We start from the raw sequence: 15,422 nt of genomic DNA, 5'->3' as shown, positions 1-15,422 counted from the left end.
TTCAACTTATGAAATTACCCCTACTTCTACTTCTGGCCCTGCCGCTGTCGGCCGCGGCCCAAATGAATGGCTCCAGCTTCGGCAATGCCAACTACCAGATGGCGCGGCAGCAGGCCCAGATGTCCAACAACTTCCAGCGCCACGTGATGGAGAAATCGATGTCGCGCATGAACTCCTCTTCGGCCTCGCGCGCGCAGCTGGTGCAGTGGCAGGAGCAACGGGAGAAACGCGTGGCCAAGCAGCAGGAAGCCGAGCTGAAAGCCACCGCCGAGCTTACCCGCCTTGGCCGTCGCCAGGACAGCCTGCGGTTGGCGCGTCCGGCCCCCAACGCCATCCAAACGGCCGCCCGCAAGAAGGCCGACGAGCAGGCCCTGGCCCAGCTGTCCATCAAAAACTACCGGGACGTGTTTCTGCCCGGCCAGGTGATGGCGGCCGAGGAGGCCCGCTCGCTCCCGGGAAAGGGGATGCAGGACTGGACAACCATCAATAAAGAGCTATCCGACAACGACTGGTGGGCCAAGCAGGACCCCGCGCAGCTGCTGGCCAAGGTCTCGGCCTACCGCGCCACGCTCACCTCGCTCACCACCGCCCTGCTGGGCTTCGACCCGGCCACGGCCCCGAAACCCGAGCGCCTGCCCTCGACGGCCGCTCTGGATGCCATGCGCGCCAAGGGCACCTTCGACCCGCAGGTGGCCACGAAGTTCCTGCAAGACGCCGCCCGGGTAGAGAAACTGGGGGCCAGCACGAAGCTGGTCAGCGCCCTCAACGACTTCAACCACGACGTGGCCGAGGCCGCCGCCCGCCCCGAGATGCAGCAAAACCCGCAGAAGCTGCGCAACACCGTTAAATCCGGCCTCAAGGACCTCAACAAAGCCATGGACTATTATGAGATGGCAATAGGCGGGTCGCAGGCGCTCAGCTATGCGCAAGGCAGCATCGAAAAGTGCGCGTCTACGTTCCTGCCGAAAGCCGACAAAAACGCCAAGAAGCGCGCCAGCTAATCCACCGAAGCAATGCCTTTGCGAAGGCGGATGCTTGCTGCGCCACTGGCCCCGATGTCGATACCGCCGCGGCTATTGACGATGCCGTGGGCCAGGACGCTCACCAATTGAAGCGGGTGCCCCGGCAGCCACTTCGGCCCACTGCCTTTTGCAAGCTGCTCCTGTGCAAGGTGCCCCGAGGAGCACAACCCAGAAGCCCCAGCCTCACCAGTAGCTGGGGCTTCTGCCTGTCAGGACCTGGTTTTATTACGAGCCGAAAGCCGGGGCGCTTCGAAAGCTAAATCGCCCCACTCCTGACTACACTCCCTGCAGCAGCCTGCACTACCCAAGAAAGCCCCAGTAGGACAACATGCGCAAAACGCGTGTCATCCCACTGGGGCTTTGACTTGCTGGTGGGTCGCTGGGCTTAGTTGATGACGGTGACGCGCTTCAGCACCGCCCCGCGCGAGGTTTGCACCACCAGCAGGTAGAGGCCGGCTTGCCCGGGGGCAAACGGCAGCACGAGAGTAGGCGAAGGCGCGTGGCGCAGGTCCTGGCTGGCCACGAGGCTGCCCACGGCGTTGTACACCCGCACTTGCTCCACCTCAAAGTCGGCCCGCGTCCAGTCGAGGGTGACGGCGCCGCGCGTGGGGTTGGGGTAGGTGGTGATGGCCTCGGCCGCGCTCAGGTCGAGCAGGGTGAAGGGCGTGCTGCTGGCGTGGCGGCCGCCCACGCCGGCCATCGTCAGCGGGCCCGAGGCAGCGCCTTTGGGCACACGCACCGTGGCCGAGGTGGCCGTGGCCGACAGCACCACCGCTTTGGTCTGGTTGAAATAAACGGTGTCGGGCTGGTTGTCCACCAGGAAGTTCAGGCCGGTCAGCGTCACCACGTCGCCCACGCTGGCCTGCGCCGGGGCGAAGGTGCTGATGTGCGGCGCCGGCAAGAACGTGAAGCCCGCGGCCGACACGGCCGAGCCGCCCGGCGTGCCCACCCGCAGCGGGCCCGATTGGGCATCGGCGGGCACCCGCACCTGCAGGCTGCTGCCGGTGGCCTGCACCACCGCGCCCGCGCCCGCACCAAAGGCCACGGCGTTGCGGGCGGCGGGCGCAAAGTTGGTGCCCGTCAGGGTCACCAGGTCGCCGGCCTTGCCCCGGCTGGGGCTGAAGCTGAGCAGCGTGGGCGGGTACCACACCACAAAGTCCTGCGTGCTCTGCACCTGTCCGCCCAGGGTGTTCACCTGGATTTTACCGGTCGTGGCGCTCATCGGCACCACCACGCGCAAAGTCGTGGCCGTGGCCTGCTGCACCGTGGCCAGCAGGCCGTTGAAGCGCACGGTGTCCTGCGCCGCCACGGCTGAAAACGCCGTGCCCGTGATGGTTACCACGGCGCCGGGCACGCCCTCGGCGGGCGCCAGCGGGGCCAGCGTGGGCGCCTGGTACACGGTGAACGCCTGGGCACTACGCCCGGCCCCCTCGCCCGTGACGACCTGCACCGGACCGGTGCTGGCCCCGGCCGGCACCCGCACGGTGAGGGTGGTGGCCGTGGCGCTCAGCACCGGCGCGGCCACGCCGTTGAAGCGCACGGTATTGGCCGCGGCGGTGGCGGCAAAGCGCTGCCCGCTCAGGGTGACGAGCGTGCCCGCCCGCCCCTGCGCCGGGCTGAGCTGCGTGAGCACGGGCGAGGCCAGCACATTGGCGTAGGGCTGGGCCACAGCGGGCTCTACCACGGCGGGCACGTCGTAGATGCGGTTGGTGGTGGTGTTAGTGCGAATGGGCGGGTTGTAGTCGAAGAAGATGTCGGCGTTGTTCTGCACCAGCGCGCGGGCGGGCAGGCCGGCTTTGGGCTGAATGCTGAACTGCACGAAGCCGTTGCTGCCGGCCGCGTCGCGGGTGCTGGGCGGCAGGTTGATGTTGTCGAAGGTGAAGGTGAGCACGGGGCGGCCGTGACCGGCCACGGCCAGCCGGTAGGGGTGCGAGGCGGCGCCCACGCGCAGGGTGCGCAGGTCGAGGTCGGCGGCCAGCGTATCGGTCACTTCCACGCGGTAGGCGTCGTCGGTGCCCGTGTTCTGGAAGCGAATCTGGTAGCTCAGCGGCACGCCGGTGGGCGTGTAGTGCTGGGCGGTGGTGCCGGTGGGCGTCACCTGCTTGTCGTTGGGGTCGAAGGAGTCGATGATGGGCAGGCAGTCCTCGGCGGTTTCCGGGCCGGGCTGGTTGGGGGGCGAGGCCGTCATGGCGGGGTTTGGCTGGCCGGCGCTGCCCAGGGCAGCCACTTCCACGGTGCTGCTGGCCACGCGCTGGGTGGGGTGGCCGGTGGGCTGGTCGGCCTCGAGGCGCACCACGGGGCGGGTGGCGGGCACGCGCAGCACCAGGCTGTCGCCGGCCCCCAGCTGGTAATGATGCAGCAGGGCCAGGTCGGTGTTCTGGTAGAGGCGGAAGGGCAGGCTGTCGGTCATGGCCGTGGTGGCCGTGTTGCGCAGCACAAACCGCACCTGGTTGCCGGGCTGCACGCGGCCCTGCACCGTCACGGAGGCGCGGTTCCAGGTGGGCGGCGCGGGGTAGGTGTTCGGGGGCGTGATGCTGGCCCGGGTGCACACCGTGAGGCCCCGAATGGCGGGGTTGCCGCAGGCCACCGAGTCCTGAATGACGAGGGTGCCCGACGTTTGAGGCGCCAGCGTGCCCACCTGAAAAAGGTAGTTACCCTGCGCATCGCGGGTGTGCGGCGCATTGGCTGAAATAAACACCACGTACTGTGGCAGGGTCACGGTCACCACGGCGTTGGGGGCCGGGGCGAAGCCCGTGTTGGCGTAGCTCACGGTGGTGGTGTTGCGGAAGCAGCGCCGCCGCCGCGTCGAGCCCACGCTCACGCGCAGGTAGGGCGCGGTGCTCACCTGGTCGGCAAAATCGGGCCCGCTCAGGCTATTGCCGTGGCCCACAAAGCGTAGCGTGTAGGGCGACGCGCAGCCCTGCGCAATAGTGCGCCCCACTTCGTGGGTGGGCAGTTCCTGGTGCACGGTGTAGGCGCCCGTATCGACGGCAATGGCGTATTGGCCGTTGGCGTTGCTCAGGCCGTAGTAGCTGCCCGGCTCGGCCACCACCGCAATGTTGGGCAGGGCCGGCTCGTTGGCATCGCGCACGCAGTTGCCGTTCAGGTCTTCGTACACGGTGCCCGTTATCAGGTTTTCGGGTTCCACGGTGTCGGATTCGTAGAAGCGAATCAGGTCGCCAACCATCGTCACCAGGCGGCTGGCCCGCCGGTCCACAGCCACCTCGCCCCGGTTGATGCTCGGCATGGCCGTCACGCTGCCCGTGCGGGAGTCGAAGCGCTGCAGGCCGGCCGTGATGCTGGTGCTCACGTAGGCATTGCCCGCGCCGTCCACGGCCAGGCTCACGGTGCATTGCGGCACCGAGGCCCCCTGGCTGGCGCGCACGCCATACTCGCGCACCACCTGGCCGTTGGGCGTGAAGCGCTGCACCCGCCGGCCCACGTTGTCGGCCACGTACACGTAGCCCCGGACGTCCACGGCCACGGCCTGCGGCAGGCGCAACTGGCCCAGGCCGTAGCCCGAGGTGCCAATGGCCGGCAGCAGCTGGCCCTGCGGCCCGATTTTGCGCACGCAGCCGGCGTAGTAGTCGGTCACGTACATGTTGCCGGCCGCGTCCACGGCCAGCCCGTTGCCCGACGAATTGTAATTAATGTTGCCCCCCAGATTGGTGAAGGTGTTGAGCTGGCGGCCGTCGGGCGCAAATTTCATGATGCCGGCTCCCGCGGGGCTGGTCTGCAGCGCATACACATTGCCCAGCACGTCCACGGCCATGGCGTACACGTTGATGAGCGAGCTGCCGTACGTGGTCAGCAGCTGGTGGGAGGCGCTGTACTTCTTGATAGCGCCGGCCTGCGGGTCGTGAAAGTAGTAGTTGCCCACGGCATCGAGCACGAGCCCGCTGTAGGTGCTCAGGTTGCCCCAGCGGTTCAGGCGCGTGCCGGCGTTGTTGTACTTGTACAGCTTGCTGTTGCCGCTGTGGTCGCGGTTGGAGGCGAAAATGTTGCCGGCCGCGTCGATGGCAATGGGCGTGTGCGTGCCCCCAAAATCATTGGTGCCGATGGTGCTGACGTAGGTGCCGGCCGCCGTAAACTTCAGGATAGCATAGCCGCGGAAGCTGGTGGCGTAGATGTTGCCCGCCGGGTCGACGGCAATGGACGTTGCTTCGTCGTACGACACCTGCGAAGCCGGCAGCAGGAAGGTTTGCAGCCGCGTGCCGGAGGGGGTCAGCTTCGTGACGTAGAAGTTTTCATTGAAGACGTACACCGTGCCGTTGGCGTCCAGCGTCACGTCCATTGGGTGAAACAGGGCATTGGGGGCCGTGCCGGTGTACACGTAGAGCAGGTTGCCGTTGGTGTCGAACTTTTCCAGGCGGTTGTTCACCGTGTCGACCACGTAGATGTTGCCGGCTGCGTCCACCTTCAGGCTGTTGGGGTTCTGGAACTGGCCCGGCGCGGTGCCCTGCAGCCCAAACTGCAGCAGCAGTGTGCCCGTGGGGCTGTATTTCTCAATGCGGCTCAGCGTGTAGTTGCACACGTACAGGTTGCCCGCCCCATCCACGTCGAGCCCGTAGTAGCCGGCCACATTGCTCGTCAGCACAAACCGGTTCACGTACACGCCGGCCGGCGTCAGCTTCGTGATGGCCGCCCCATCGAGCAGGTACATGAACCCCGCCTGGTCCACGGCCACATCGTTGGGAAAGCCGACCGGGGTGCCAATGACTTTGCCCAGGTTGAAAACCGGCGGGGCCTGGGCGCGCGTGGCCAGCACACTGCCCCACAATAAAAAAATCAGCAGTAAGTGTTTTTTCATAGACTCAGTAGAGGAAGGTGATTAGGCAGTAGGAAAATGCTGGTTTGCCGGCGCCGAACCGGAGCAAACCCGGGTTTCACAGGCATCTTGTCGCGGCATCAGAAGCGGAAAGCCGGTGGCCGTTGCCCCGCCGGTAAGCACCGCTTCTGCGAGGCGGCAACCCGGCCGTGCCGCATACAAAGCTAAAGCTACTCGCCGCGGTGCAACGGGTCAAGGGGCCCCAGCGGCGGGGGCCCCGGCGGGCAGCCGCCAGGCCCGGCTCCGGTAACCTAGCGCCTGGAGCCCAGGGTCCAGCAGGTGCCAGCAGCGGCGCAACCAGCGGCGCAATCGGCTTGGGGGCCGGCCGGTCGGGGCCAAAAAAACCACCGGCTGATGGAACGAAAAATATTTTTTTATAAGCTCGGCCGTGCCAGGCAGCTTGGTATAATTATGTGAGAGGGGCCGGCATCCTGCCACGCAGGGCGCTTCATTTCACGCTTCATTCCCAGCTTTTATGCCATGTGCCCTCCCCTCTCGTGCTGCCACCAGCGGCTAAGCCAGCCGCTGCCCACGCAACTCTATTACCTGGTGCGCCTGCTGCTCACCCACGACGACACCGACGAGCTGCTGGCCGACCAGCACCCCCAGGTGAAGCAGCGCCTGGAGCAGCTCTGGGACCGGGTGCAGCACTCGGTGCAATGCCGCTGCCGGGTGTCGGCGGCCCGCGCCATTGAGCTCACCGAGTGCCTGGTGGCCTGCCTGCTGCGCGAAGACTGCTGCCGCCGCTCGCTGCGCCGGGCCGTGCCCTTGCACGAGGCCCTGGGCCCGGTGCTAACCTGAGTTGTTTGCAGCAGAGCGGGTGAATTGCAAGGGTTACGCGAGCAGCATAGAGCAGGCTAGCCTGCGCCCGCGACAGCAGGGCTTAATTCCTTATAAAATCAGTCTATGTGATAAAAAATACTTTTGTTTTGGTGAGGCCAGAACAGGCAGGAGGACATGGAGAAAAACGGCGTGTAGATTCGTCGCATCGACTTTTCCCATCCCTGCACTTATGGCAAAACCCTAATTTCTTAACCACAGATAAACTACCAACCCGCTGCCGCTTTCCGGCTGGTCCGTATTTGAGACAGATTAGCTGATTAGACAAAACCCCGCAGCTGCCCTGACTGTGGGGTTTTTCTTTGGGGCGAAGGCTGCACGGCGCCGGGGCATTATCTTTCGGGATTGAACGGGCGGCTATGGCTTTTTACTGCCGCCATTCGGCCCGCTAGCCGTTCATTCTTCGCTCAAACACCCACCTCGCAAACCCTCATTCTCCATTTCTACTTTTCCCTTCCCGATGAAAAAACCGCTACCTCTCTTCCTGCTGCTTCCGCTGTCGGCCTTTGCCCAGTACCGCCCCATCTACAGCCCGACGGCGCGCCCCACCTACAGCGCGCCCATCCGCACCTTCACGCCCACGCCCCACCAGCAGTCGCAGGTGCAGCAGCAGCAAGCCTACCAGCACCGGGAGCAGATGCGAACCCAACAGCTGCAGCAGGCCCAGCAAATGCAGCTGATGCAGCAGCAACAGCTGTTCCGCAGCCAGCAAATGGCCATGACGCGGCAACAGCAGCTCATTCTGCGCCCCCAGCCCACCCCGCAGCAGCTGGAAGAAGCCCAGGCCCTGCAAGACAAGGCCGAGCAGAAAGCCAACGACCAGCTGGCGCAGCTGGCCGCCGAGCAGCAGCGCCAGCGCCAGGAACACCCCACCGCCGATGCCCAGCAAGCCACCGTCCAGCAGCAGGCCGACGCCCAGAAGCTCAACGCTCTGGCGGTAAAAAACTACCGCGAGGTGTTTCTGCCGTGGCAGGTGGGCAAGGCGCTGCAGGCCCGCGGCCTGTCGGCCAAAGGCCAGCAGGACCTGCAAGCCATCAACAAAAACCTGTCGCGCAACGGGTGGTGGAAAAAGCAGGAGCCCGCCCAGCTCAACCAGCAAGTGGCCGACTACGGCAAAACCCTGACCTCGCTCACCGCCGACCTGCTGGGCTTCGACCTGGCCACGCCCCCCGCGCCGGCCCCGCCCTCGGCCAATACCATCGACGACCTGCTGGCCAAGCCCAGCTTCGACCAGGCGGCGGCTACCCAGCTCATCCGCGAAACGGCGCAGGCCGAGAAAATTGCCGCCGGCGTCCAGCTGGCCAAAGCCGTCCTCGCGTTCAACCAGCTGGCTGCTACCCCTAGCGCAGAGGCCCAGTCCGACGCCAGAAAGCGGCGCGACGAAGTGAAAGCCGGCCTGCGTAAAGTGAACCAGGAGCTACAGCGCTACTACGCGGAAATGGGTTCTTCGCGCAAGCTCTACGACCTGCAAAAGTCCATGCTGAAAGCGACTTCCGGCTACCTGGCGAAGAACGGGAAAGCCTAAAACAGCTGCATCGGCCGGCCCGCGGAGGCCGGGGTGCTCCCTGATGCGCCCCGGCCTCCGCGGGCCGGCTGTGCGAGGAATGTAACCGCCCCCTAATGCTGCGCCGCATGAGCTTGCTTTACCCGTTCCGCACCCGCGTCTACCACATCCTCAACGCCGACGACGGGGGCCAAACCACCATCGAGCGCGTCACCGACTGGTTTCTGATTCTGCTGGTGCTGCTCAACGCCGCCACGGTGGTTATGCAGTCGGTGAAGAGCGTGGATGCCCGCTACCACCCCTTTTTCGTCGGCTTCGAGCTGGTGTCGATGTACGTGTTCACGCTGGAGTACGCGCTGCGGGTGTGGTCGTGCGTGGAAGACCGGCGCTACCAGCGGCCGTGGCGCGGGCGCCTGGCGTTCGTGCTCAGCCCCCTGGCCCTGATTGACCTGCTGGCCATTCTGCCGTTCTTCCTCAGCGTGGGGCTGGTCGATTTGCGCATCCTGCGGGTGGTGCGGCTGCTGCGGGTGCTCAAGGTGGCGCGCTACGTGCGAGCGCTGCACGTCATCGGGCACGTTATCCGGCGCAAGCGGGCCGAACTGCTCGTCACGTTGGGCGTGCTGGGTTTGATGCTGCTGTTGGTGTCGAGCCTGATGTACATCATCGAGAGCGAGGCCCAGCCCGACAAGTTCGGCAGCATCCCCGATACCATGTGGTGGGGCGTGGCCACGCTCACCACCGTGGGCTACGGCGACGTGTTTCCCATCACGCCGGCCGGCAAGCTGCTCAGCAGCCTGATTGCCGTGCTGGGCCTGGGGCTTTTCGCCATCCCCACGGGTATCTTAGCGTCGGGCTTCAGCGAGCAGCTGCAGGAGCAGCACGCGGCGGAGGCCAAGTTCACGTTCTGCCCCCACTGCGGGCACAAGCTGTAGCGACTTGAGAAACTTCGGCCTCCGGGGTAGAGGTGTAATTAATTGAACCGATGAAGCATTCGTTTGACACCAAACCATTGGCCTCTGAACCTCCCTCTCCTGCTTTTGGTTAACTGCCAACAACATCGTACTTTAGTTCGTACGAATACCTATCCAGCTTAAGGAAACTCTCCTTTAAGCAACATATAACGCCTCACAGCCATGTCTCAGCACCTTAACACCCATTACGAGCACTCCGCTGAGCTGCGCGAAGCCCGGCGTCAGGCAGCAGCAGCTAGCATCGCCTGGCGCTATGAACTGGCCGAAAAAGTAACCGGTATGAGCACAGCTGAGCGAGTCGCTTCCGCAGCCCGGAAGAGAACCAATCACCAATGCCCCATCAGGTAACATTAGAACAGTCCCGTATTCAATATTGTGACTGGACCGAGGCTGGCGGTGAATTAGAATACGACATAAGCCACCTACACCCCGATTGGGGGGTGCTCATTCAGACGTACCGGGTAGCTAGCCAGAATTATGACGGGCAACTGATTTACGAAAGTGAATTCACGCTTTATAAGCGTGGGGAAAGTGTTGCTTGCATCTTTGCGGACTACCCTAAAGCCGCAAAAATCGAACTTTGGAAAATCATTTTTGCCGTCAAGCGCAAGTTTTTTGACGAGGTAGAGCCTGCCATTGTTACGCATCATATCAAGCAGGACCACTCCGTGGACCAACGCTACCAGCTCTACGCCAAGTACCTGGACTTGCCCGATTACGACATCGTTCCGTCGCACCACGATTTCACCTATTTCCGAAAATCGTTTGAGGATGAACTAGAATTTGCTTAGTCGAGTGGTCTTTCTGCTATTAAGAAGGTCCCTACTGGTGTCAGTAGGGACCTTTTTATTTCACTCCGCTTCCTCGGCTGCTTTCTGACGCCAAGCATTCAGCCATTCAGCCGGAATCAATCCTCTCCCTCCCACCCAGGGCTCTTCTACCAGTGCCTGTTGGTACTCGGGCGTGTTCAGGTTCGCGTGCTCCGTCACGATGATTTGCAAATTGGGGGACAGTTCCCGCACGCGAAGAAAGAGGTAAGCAAACAGCCGCTGCACAGCGGCCTCGTCGCCGCCAGCCGTCCGCACGTCCTTAATGGTACCGTCCAGCCCGGTCCGATAGGCCTTGTAAGAGTCTTCTGACGGAAAGTAAACCTGCGAGGGCTGGTCAAACACAATCAGTCCCGGCACGGGTCGGTTATACTTGATAAAGAAGCGGTGCAGCGCCACCAGACTGAGCAAGTGGCAACCCAAAGCATTTGACCCGCCCCCCATCTTATCCATGGCAATGCCCCGGCCTTGCGAGGCCACCACCGTCAGACGGCGATAGTCGAGCCGGTGGGGCAAGCCAGCGTAGCGCATTTTTAGGTCATCGGCCCACGCACTCATGTAGCCGGTAATGATGCTGAGGCTCGATTCCACAACATCGATTACATCTTCCGTCCCGAGGTCCGCTTCCAAGTCCTCTATGAGCTTACGGCCTTTTTCAATCCGCTGCTTCAGTTCCGAGTTGTCATCAACCAGTTCCAGGCTGTCCAAGTAGGCTTCAATCCGGCCCACGGCGCGGGCAGCCCGCAGTTCTAGGTCGTGCAGCCGCGCCCCATCTGCCTGCTCCCGCCGCAACAAGCTCAGTTGGTCTTCGCTCGTGCGCCGGGCCTCCCGGATATCCTCCAGTTGATTGCGCAATTGGGTTATGTACTGCTCCAACTGCGGCCGTTCGCGCTGCACCCCCGTCATGTTGGCCTGCATGCGGGTGAGTGAAGTGGTTAGGGCAGCCACGGAAGGGGTTGGCGTTTCCAGCCGGGAATCGCATAGCGGGCACTGCTCTGCGTGCGCTGCTTCTTGGTCGAAGACGTGCACTGCCTGAAGCCGGTCGACGTGTTGTCCTACTGCTGAGGAGAAGCCTTCTGCTTGGCGACGGTATTCTTCGGCTTCCTCTATTTCGCGGAGCTTGTCCCGAAAGTCTCGGTTTAAGTTTTGGGCCTGCAACCGTATTTGCTCCAGTGGGCTATTGTTCAACGCTACACTATTGCCCTCACCGGCCACTGGCTGCCACGCCAGCAGGCCTCTTAGGGTCGAGAGCAGTTGCTCATCGGGCACCTCCCCGGCTACCAGCCCGGCTTGCTGCGCTTGTAACAGCAACGTGCGCATTCCCTGGTTTTGTCCGCTTTGTCGCAGCTCCAATATTCGATTGCGGTTTTCCAGCTTGAGCAGTCCCTTCTTGTAGTGCTCAATCGTCTTCTCCTTGGCCCACCGCTCGTCCTGGTCCGCTCCGAGAAAAAAGAACAGCGCATCCCGAATGTGCCGGCTAACAGCGCCATCGTTCTGCCGCCAGAACAACTGCTCCAGATTTGAGACCAAGTTCTGATTCTGAAACAGAAAGAACTTGGTGTGCTGCATAGAAGCCTGGGCAGGATCTTGCCCCTTACCGCTCGGGCTCAGCGCTTTATTCGGCGCAATACCCAACAAATTCGACAATTCTGCATCAATGGCTTCATCATTCGTCGTCAGCTTCAATTGCTCAATGGTAGGCAACGTGATAACTGTGCCTTTCTCGAAGTGTGCCTGCCGCTGAGAGTCCATATTGCCCCGGGGTGGTGGCTTTGCAATGAACACCTGGGTATCGCCCATCTGCAGAATCACGGCGTACCACGCCACTACTCCGATGTTCACACCCTCGGCCTCGAACATCGTGAACTTAGAGCGCCCTGTGCAGTAATCCAGAATGTTAATAATAGACGATTTACCGGTCTCCGACTCTCCGGTGATGATGTTAACCTGCCCCAACTTGAAAGGCAAGATGCGGGTTTCGCCAGCATGATTATACAGGACAATCGAATGTACCTGCATGGTTTTCGGTCGCATATAGTAGTAGTACATTAGTTGATTTTAACGCCCCAAGCGGCTAGCAATGTGGCCGTAGTGCCGGCATCGGCGAACCAACGGCCGACAAACGTTGCCTTCTTCAGGCAGAAAGCAGCCTCTGAGTCTGGCTCGATGTCGTACTCATTCAAACGCCCTTGGCCCAGTACCAACGCGCCATCTTCGTTGAATCGGAGGGCTCCATGTTGCACGCCAAAAAGCACGGCCTCCTTTGTGATGGGCACCATGTTCTGCATACGGTTCGCAAATCCAATCCGGACCTCGTGGTGACGTTGTGCCCACACGTGCAGCTTCGTGGTAATAATGCCAGGTATCATTTCCCGCGTAGCCTTGTGCAGCACTGCTGGCAGTACAACAAAAGCCATTGAGTAGTCCATTCCCCGCAAAGTTGACTTTTGGTAAGTGTCGATGGCATGCCGCAAGACGAGCGCGCAAAAGGCCGGATTAAATAGGTTCGCCTCAATCGGGCGTTCGCTCCAGGGTAGCATGGATGAGTAGAATTGTGCGTCAGAATGTGGCAACAAGCTTACAACTGGTCTAGGAAATTAGGATGCCAATGCACAGTCGGCTTGTCTGCATCAGCGAGTAAGTGGTAACTCCCGTGGGTCACGTATTCGCTATTCACTGGCATCGAATTCCGGATGGGAATATTAACTTCTTCCACCCAATTCAACACGCGCCGCCCAAATTCAGCACACACGGAAGCCTTGTCAAGCTTGCCGAAGAACTTCTCTTTTCGCTTGAGTTTTATGACATATTCTGACCATCGTTCCCGAAGCTGCTGGTCGTAACCATCCATTTCTCCATTGTAGAGCAGCAACTCGCCGGCCCATTCGGTCCGCTGCTTAACTGCCCGATAATACTTCTTGATGGAGAGCCGGATTTGGTCTGTCCCCACATCCAAACACCGTATCTGGCGCACGAACATTCGCCCTTCCTGGTCTGTGTAAAAGTCTTCTTCTGGCTCTGCCCTGGGGAATGTTATCGGCAAACTATCACGCTGAAATTGAGGGCGCATCTCATCAATGATATTACTCAAATCAATCCACTTGATTGGCTGAGCTTTACTCGGCTCATTAGCTTTAATTAGCAACTGTTGTGCAACTTTTTTATACCACCAGCCAAGAATACTGTTGCAAAAAGGCTGCAGCTTATCCTTTGTGACGCTAAACTTTAGCCTATCCTCGATGTGCTTCTCGATGTTGATGATGTTAGGCGATGCGTCAGCAATGACAATGGATTGGACCAAGAGCTTCTGCTGAATTTTACTAAGGGCATTGAAGGCATCAAACTCATCCTTTAGGCGAGTGCTTTTATAAGTACCTGTCGAGATTTGCAACATTTTTTTTAGCGCAGCATCCGGGTCGCGCTTGGCATCATCTCGAAGGAAGAAAGCTATCGAGTTATCAGGTGCAGTCGCAGTAGTGATAAGTGTCAGCTTTGTCTCCAAAGGCTTCCACTCCTTTGCTTTTAATCCAGCACTCCAAACCCGGATAGTTTTCCATAAGTCCACGCTCAGACTGGAAAGAGATGCCTTCTTTTTGATATGGTGCTTAAGCTGTTTGAGGTCTTTAAGCTTTGCAATACCTAATTCAATGTCATCGAGCCCTTCTATGATAATACCGGCTTCTTCTTCTGTCTCCTTTAGCAGGACGTACAGCGCAAAGTGGGCTTGGTATAGATACCCCAAAAGTTGGGGCCCGGCAGAAAAATCTGGTTTTTTGGGCTTCTTTGGCTTCATCAGGTCGGATAGAAACGCTCTAAGCAGTAGCAGAATGAATAGTTCAAATCATATTAATTAGCAATATAGAGTGTTCATCGTAAATACATACTTCCAATACTTCCTCTTTTATTTTGTTGCATACGGAAGTCACCCGCCAGCTCCTCGCCGAGCGGGCCTCTAAAAAAGGCCTGACCCTCACCCAGCTCACCTTCTGCTGGGCCGGCCAGCGCCTGCGCAGCGCCCAGAAGGTCAGACCTAAATGACCGGGACGCCAAACACCAACTGGCCAATCCCGCAACATACTGTGTTGACACCATGCTCGACCATTAGAGGCAACTACCACTAAAGCATCCCGCCCCATCCCCCACTTCCTCCCGTCCTTTGCGGCTTCTTATGGCCGCTTCCAAAACCTACAGCATGGGCTTCTGGCTCATGTGCCTCTCGTCCTTTCTGTTTTTTGCCAGCTTCAACCTGCTGCTGCCCGAGCTGCCCGAGCACCTCTCGCGGCTGGGCGGGGGCGAGTACAAGGGCTTTATTATTTCGCTGTTTACGCTCACGGCTGCTATTTCGCGGCCGTTTTCGGGCAAGCTGGCCGATACCGTAGGGCGCATCCCGGTGATGGTGTTTGGCTCGCTGGTGTGCTTTGTGTGCGGGTTTTTCTACCCCTGGGCGCTCACCGTGTCGGGGTTTCTCACGCTGCGGCTGCTGCACGGGTTCAGCACCGGCTTCAAGCCCACCGGCACGGCCGCCTACGTGGCCGACATTGTGCCCGTGGAACGGCGCGGCGAGGCCATGGGCCTGCTGGGCGTGACCGGGGCGCTGGGCATGGCTTTCGGGCCGGCCTTTGGCTCGTGGGTGGCCGAGACGTTCTCGCTCAACGCTATGTTTTACTGCTCCAGCGGGGCGGCGCTGCTCTCGGTGCTGGTGCAGGGCACCCTCACCGAAACCCTGCCCCGGGCCCAGCGGCGGCGCTTCAGCCTGGGCCTGCTCCGGCTGAAATCGGACGAGGTGTTTGAGCCGCGCGTGTGGGCGCCCTCGCTGGTCACGGCCCTGTGCTTGTTCCCCTACGGCGCGGTGCTCACCGTGATACCCGACCAAAGCCGGCTGCTGGGGCTGGCCGGCTCCACCAAGGGCCTGTTCTACATCTGCTACACGGCGGCCTCGCTGGTGGTGCGGCTGGTGGCGGGCAAGTCGTCGGACACCTACGGGCGGGTGCCGGTGCTGCGCTGGTCGGCGGGCATGCTGGCCCTGGGGCTGGCGCTGCTGGTGTGGTGCCAGTCGGTGCCGGTGTTTCTGGCCGGGGCGGTGGTGTTTGGGCTGGGCACTGGCCTGAACTCGCCCACGCTCTACGCCTGGACCATCGACCTGAGCCCGGCCGAGCGGCGCGGGCGCGGCGTAGCCACCATGTACATCGCCCTCGAAATCGGCATTGGCCTGGGCGCTCTGCTGGCCGGCTGGATATTCGCCAACCAGCCCGGCCGCCTGCCCTACGTGCACGGCCTCAGCCTGCTGTGCGTGCTGGCGGCCATCGGCTATTTGCTGAGCATTAAAGACACCGGGCCCGTAGCACCCGCAACGCCCTCGCCCTCAGCGCCCGAGCCGATGGCCGAAGAGGTGGTATAAAACCGAAACGCAACGGCGAAAAAGAAAAGGTG

11 protein-coding genes are annotated in these 15,422 nt (G+C 61.3%); 7 read left to right on the top strand and 4 right to left on the bottom strand.

Annotation, left to right across the window (positions count from 1 at the left end; genetic code table 11):
* Positions 1-8 precede the first annotated feature (8 nt).
* Positions 9-1,001, top strand: a complete 993-nt coding sequence (locus tag MTP16_RS11640; RefSeq protein ID WP_243519913.1) for a hypothetical protein — start codon at positions 9-11, stop codon at positions 999-1,001.
* 406 nt (positions 1,002-1,407) lie between these two features.
* Here MTP16_RS11640 and MTP16_RS11635 read toward each other — a convergent pair whose 3' ends face one another.
* Positions 1,408-5,832, bottom strand: coding sequence for a DUF7619 domain-containing protein (locus tag MTP16_RS11635; RefSeq protein WP_243519911.1), 4,425 nt, complete (start codon positions 5,830-5,832; stop codon positions 1,408-1,410).
* Positions 5,833-6,330: 498 nt separating this feature from the next.
* Between MTP16_RS11635 and MTP16_RS11630 the strand changes: the two genes are divergently transcribed.
* From MTP16_RS11630 to MTP16_RS11615, 4 genes are all read left to right on the top strand, one after another.
* Entirely contained in the window at positions 6,331-6,651 is a 321-nt protein-coding gene (locus MTP16_RS11630) for a hypothetical protein (RefSeq protein ID WP_243519909.1), read from the top strand.
* Between the two features lie 499 nt (positions 6,652-7,150).
* Complete coding sequence (locus MTP16_RS11625) at positions 7,151-8,215, top strand: hypothetical protein (protein WP_243519907.1); 1,065 nt, start codon at positions 7,151-7,153, stop codon at positions 8,213-8,215.
* A gap of 107 nt (positions 8,216-8,322) precedes the next feature.
* The gene (locus MTP16_RS11620; protein ID WP_243519906.1) at positions 8,323-9,126 is read left to right on the top strand and encodes a potassium channel family protein; all 804 of its coding nucleotides are present in this window, start codon (positions 8,323-8,325) and stop codon (positions 9,124-9,126) included.
* Positions 9,127-9,497: 371 nt separating this feature from the next.
* Positions 9,498-9,956, top strand: coding sequence for a hypothetical protein (locus MTP16_RS11615; protein ID WP_243519903.1), 459 nt, complete (start codon positions 9,498-9,500; stop codon positions 9,954-9,956).
* 60 nt (positions 9,957-10,016) lie between these two features.
* On the opposite strand, the gene MTP16_RS11610 is transcribed toward MTP16_RS11615, so the two are convergent.
* From MTP16_RS11610 to MTP16_RS11600, 3 genes are read right to left on the bottom strand one after another with little or no spacing between them, the layout of a single operon-like run.
* Positions 10,017-12,041 (bottom strand): DUF3732 domain-containing protein, encoded by a 2,025-nt coding sequence (locus MTP16_RS11610; protein ID WP_243519901.1) that lies wholly within the window; start codon positions 12,039-12,041, stop codon positions 10,017-10,019.
* Positions 12,041-12,532, bottom strand: coding sequence for a three component ABC system middle component (locus MTP16_RS11605; protein ID WP_243519899.1), 492 nt, complete (start codon positions 12,530-12,532; stop codon positions 12,041-12,043). Before MTP16_RS11605 ends, MTP16_RS11610 begins: the two co-directional genes overlap by 1 nt.
* 38 nt (positions 12,533-12,570) lie before the next feature.
* Positions 12,571-13,785 (bottom strand): ABC-three component system protein, encoded by a 1,215-nt coding sequence (locus MTP16_RS11600; RefSeq protein ID WP_243519897.1) that lies wholly within the window; start codon positions 13,783-13,785, stop codon positions 12,571-12,573.
* A 116-nt stretch (positions 13,786-13,901) separates the two neighbouring features.
* Here MTP16_RS11600 and MTP16_RS25895 point away from each other — a divergent pair, with 116 nt between their 5' ends.
* Both MTP16_RS25895 and MTP16_RS11595 read left to right on the top strand, forming a co-directional pair.
* On the top strand, positions 13,902-14,030 hold the full coding sequence (locus MTP16_RS25895; RefSeq protein WP_262922673.1) for a hypothetical protein: 129 nt from the start codon (positions 13,902-13,904) through the stop codon (positions 14,028-14,030).
* Between the two features lie 130 nt (positions 14,031-14,160).
* The gene (locus MTP16_RS11595) at positions 14,161-15,390 is read left to right on the top strand and encodes an MFS transporter (RefSeq protein WP_243519895.1); all 1,230 of its coding nucleotides are present in this window, start codon (positions 14,161-14,163) and stop codon (positions 15,388-15,390) included.
* Positions 15,391-15,422: the final 32 nt, after the last annotated feature.

Source organism: Hymenobacter monticola (genome assembly GCF_022811645.1).
GTDB lineage: Bacteria > Bacteroidota > Bacteroidia > Cytophagales > Hymenobacteraceae > Hymenobacter > Hymenobacter monticola.
The sequence above is the reverse complement of the archived record's forward strand: the minus strand, read 5'-3'. Positions and strand labels throughout refer to the sequence as shown.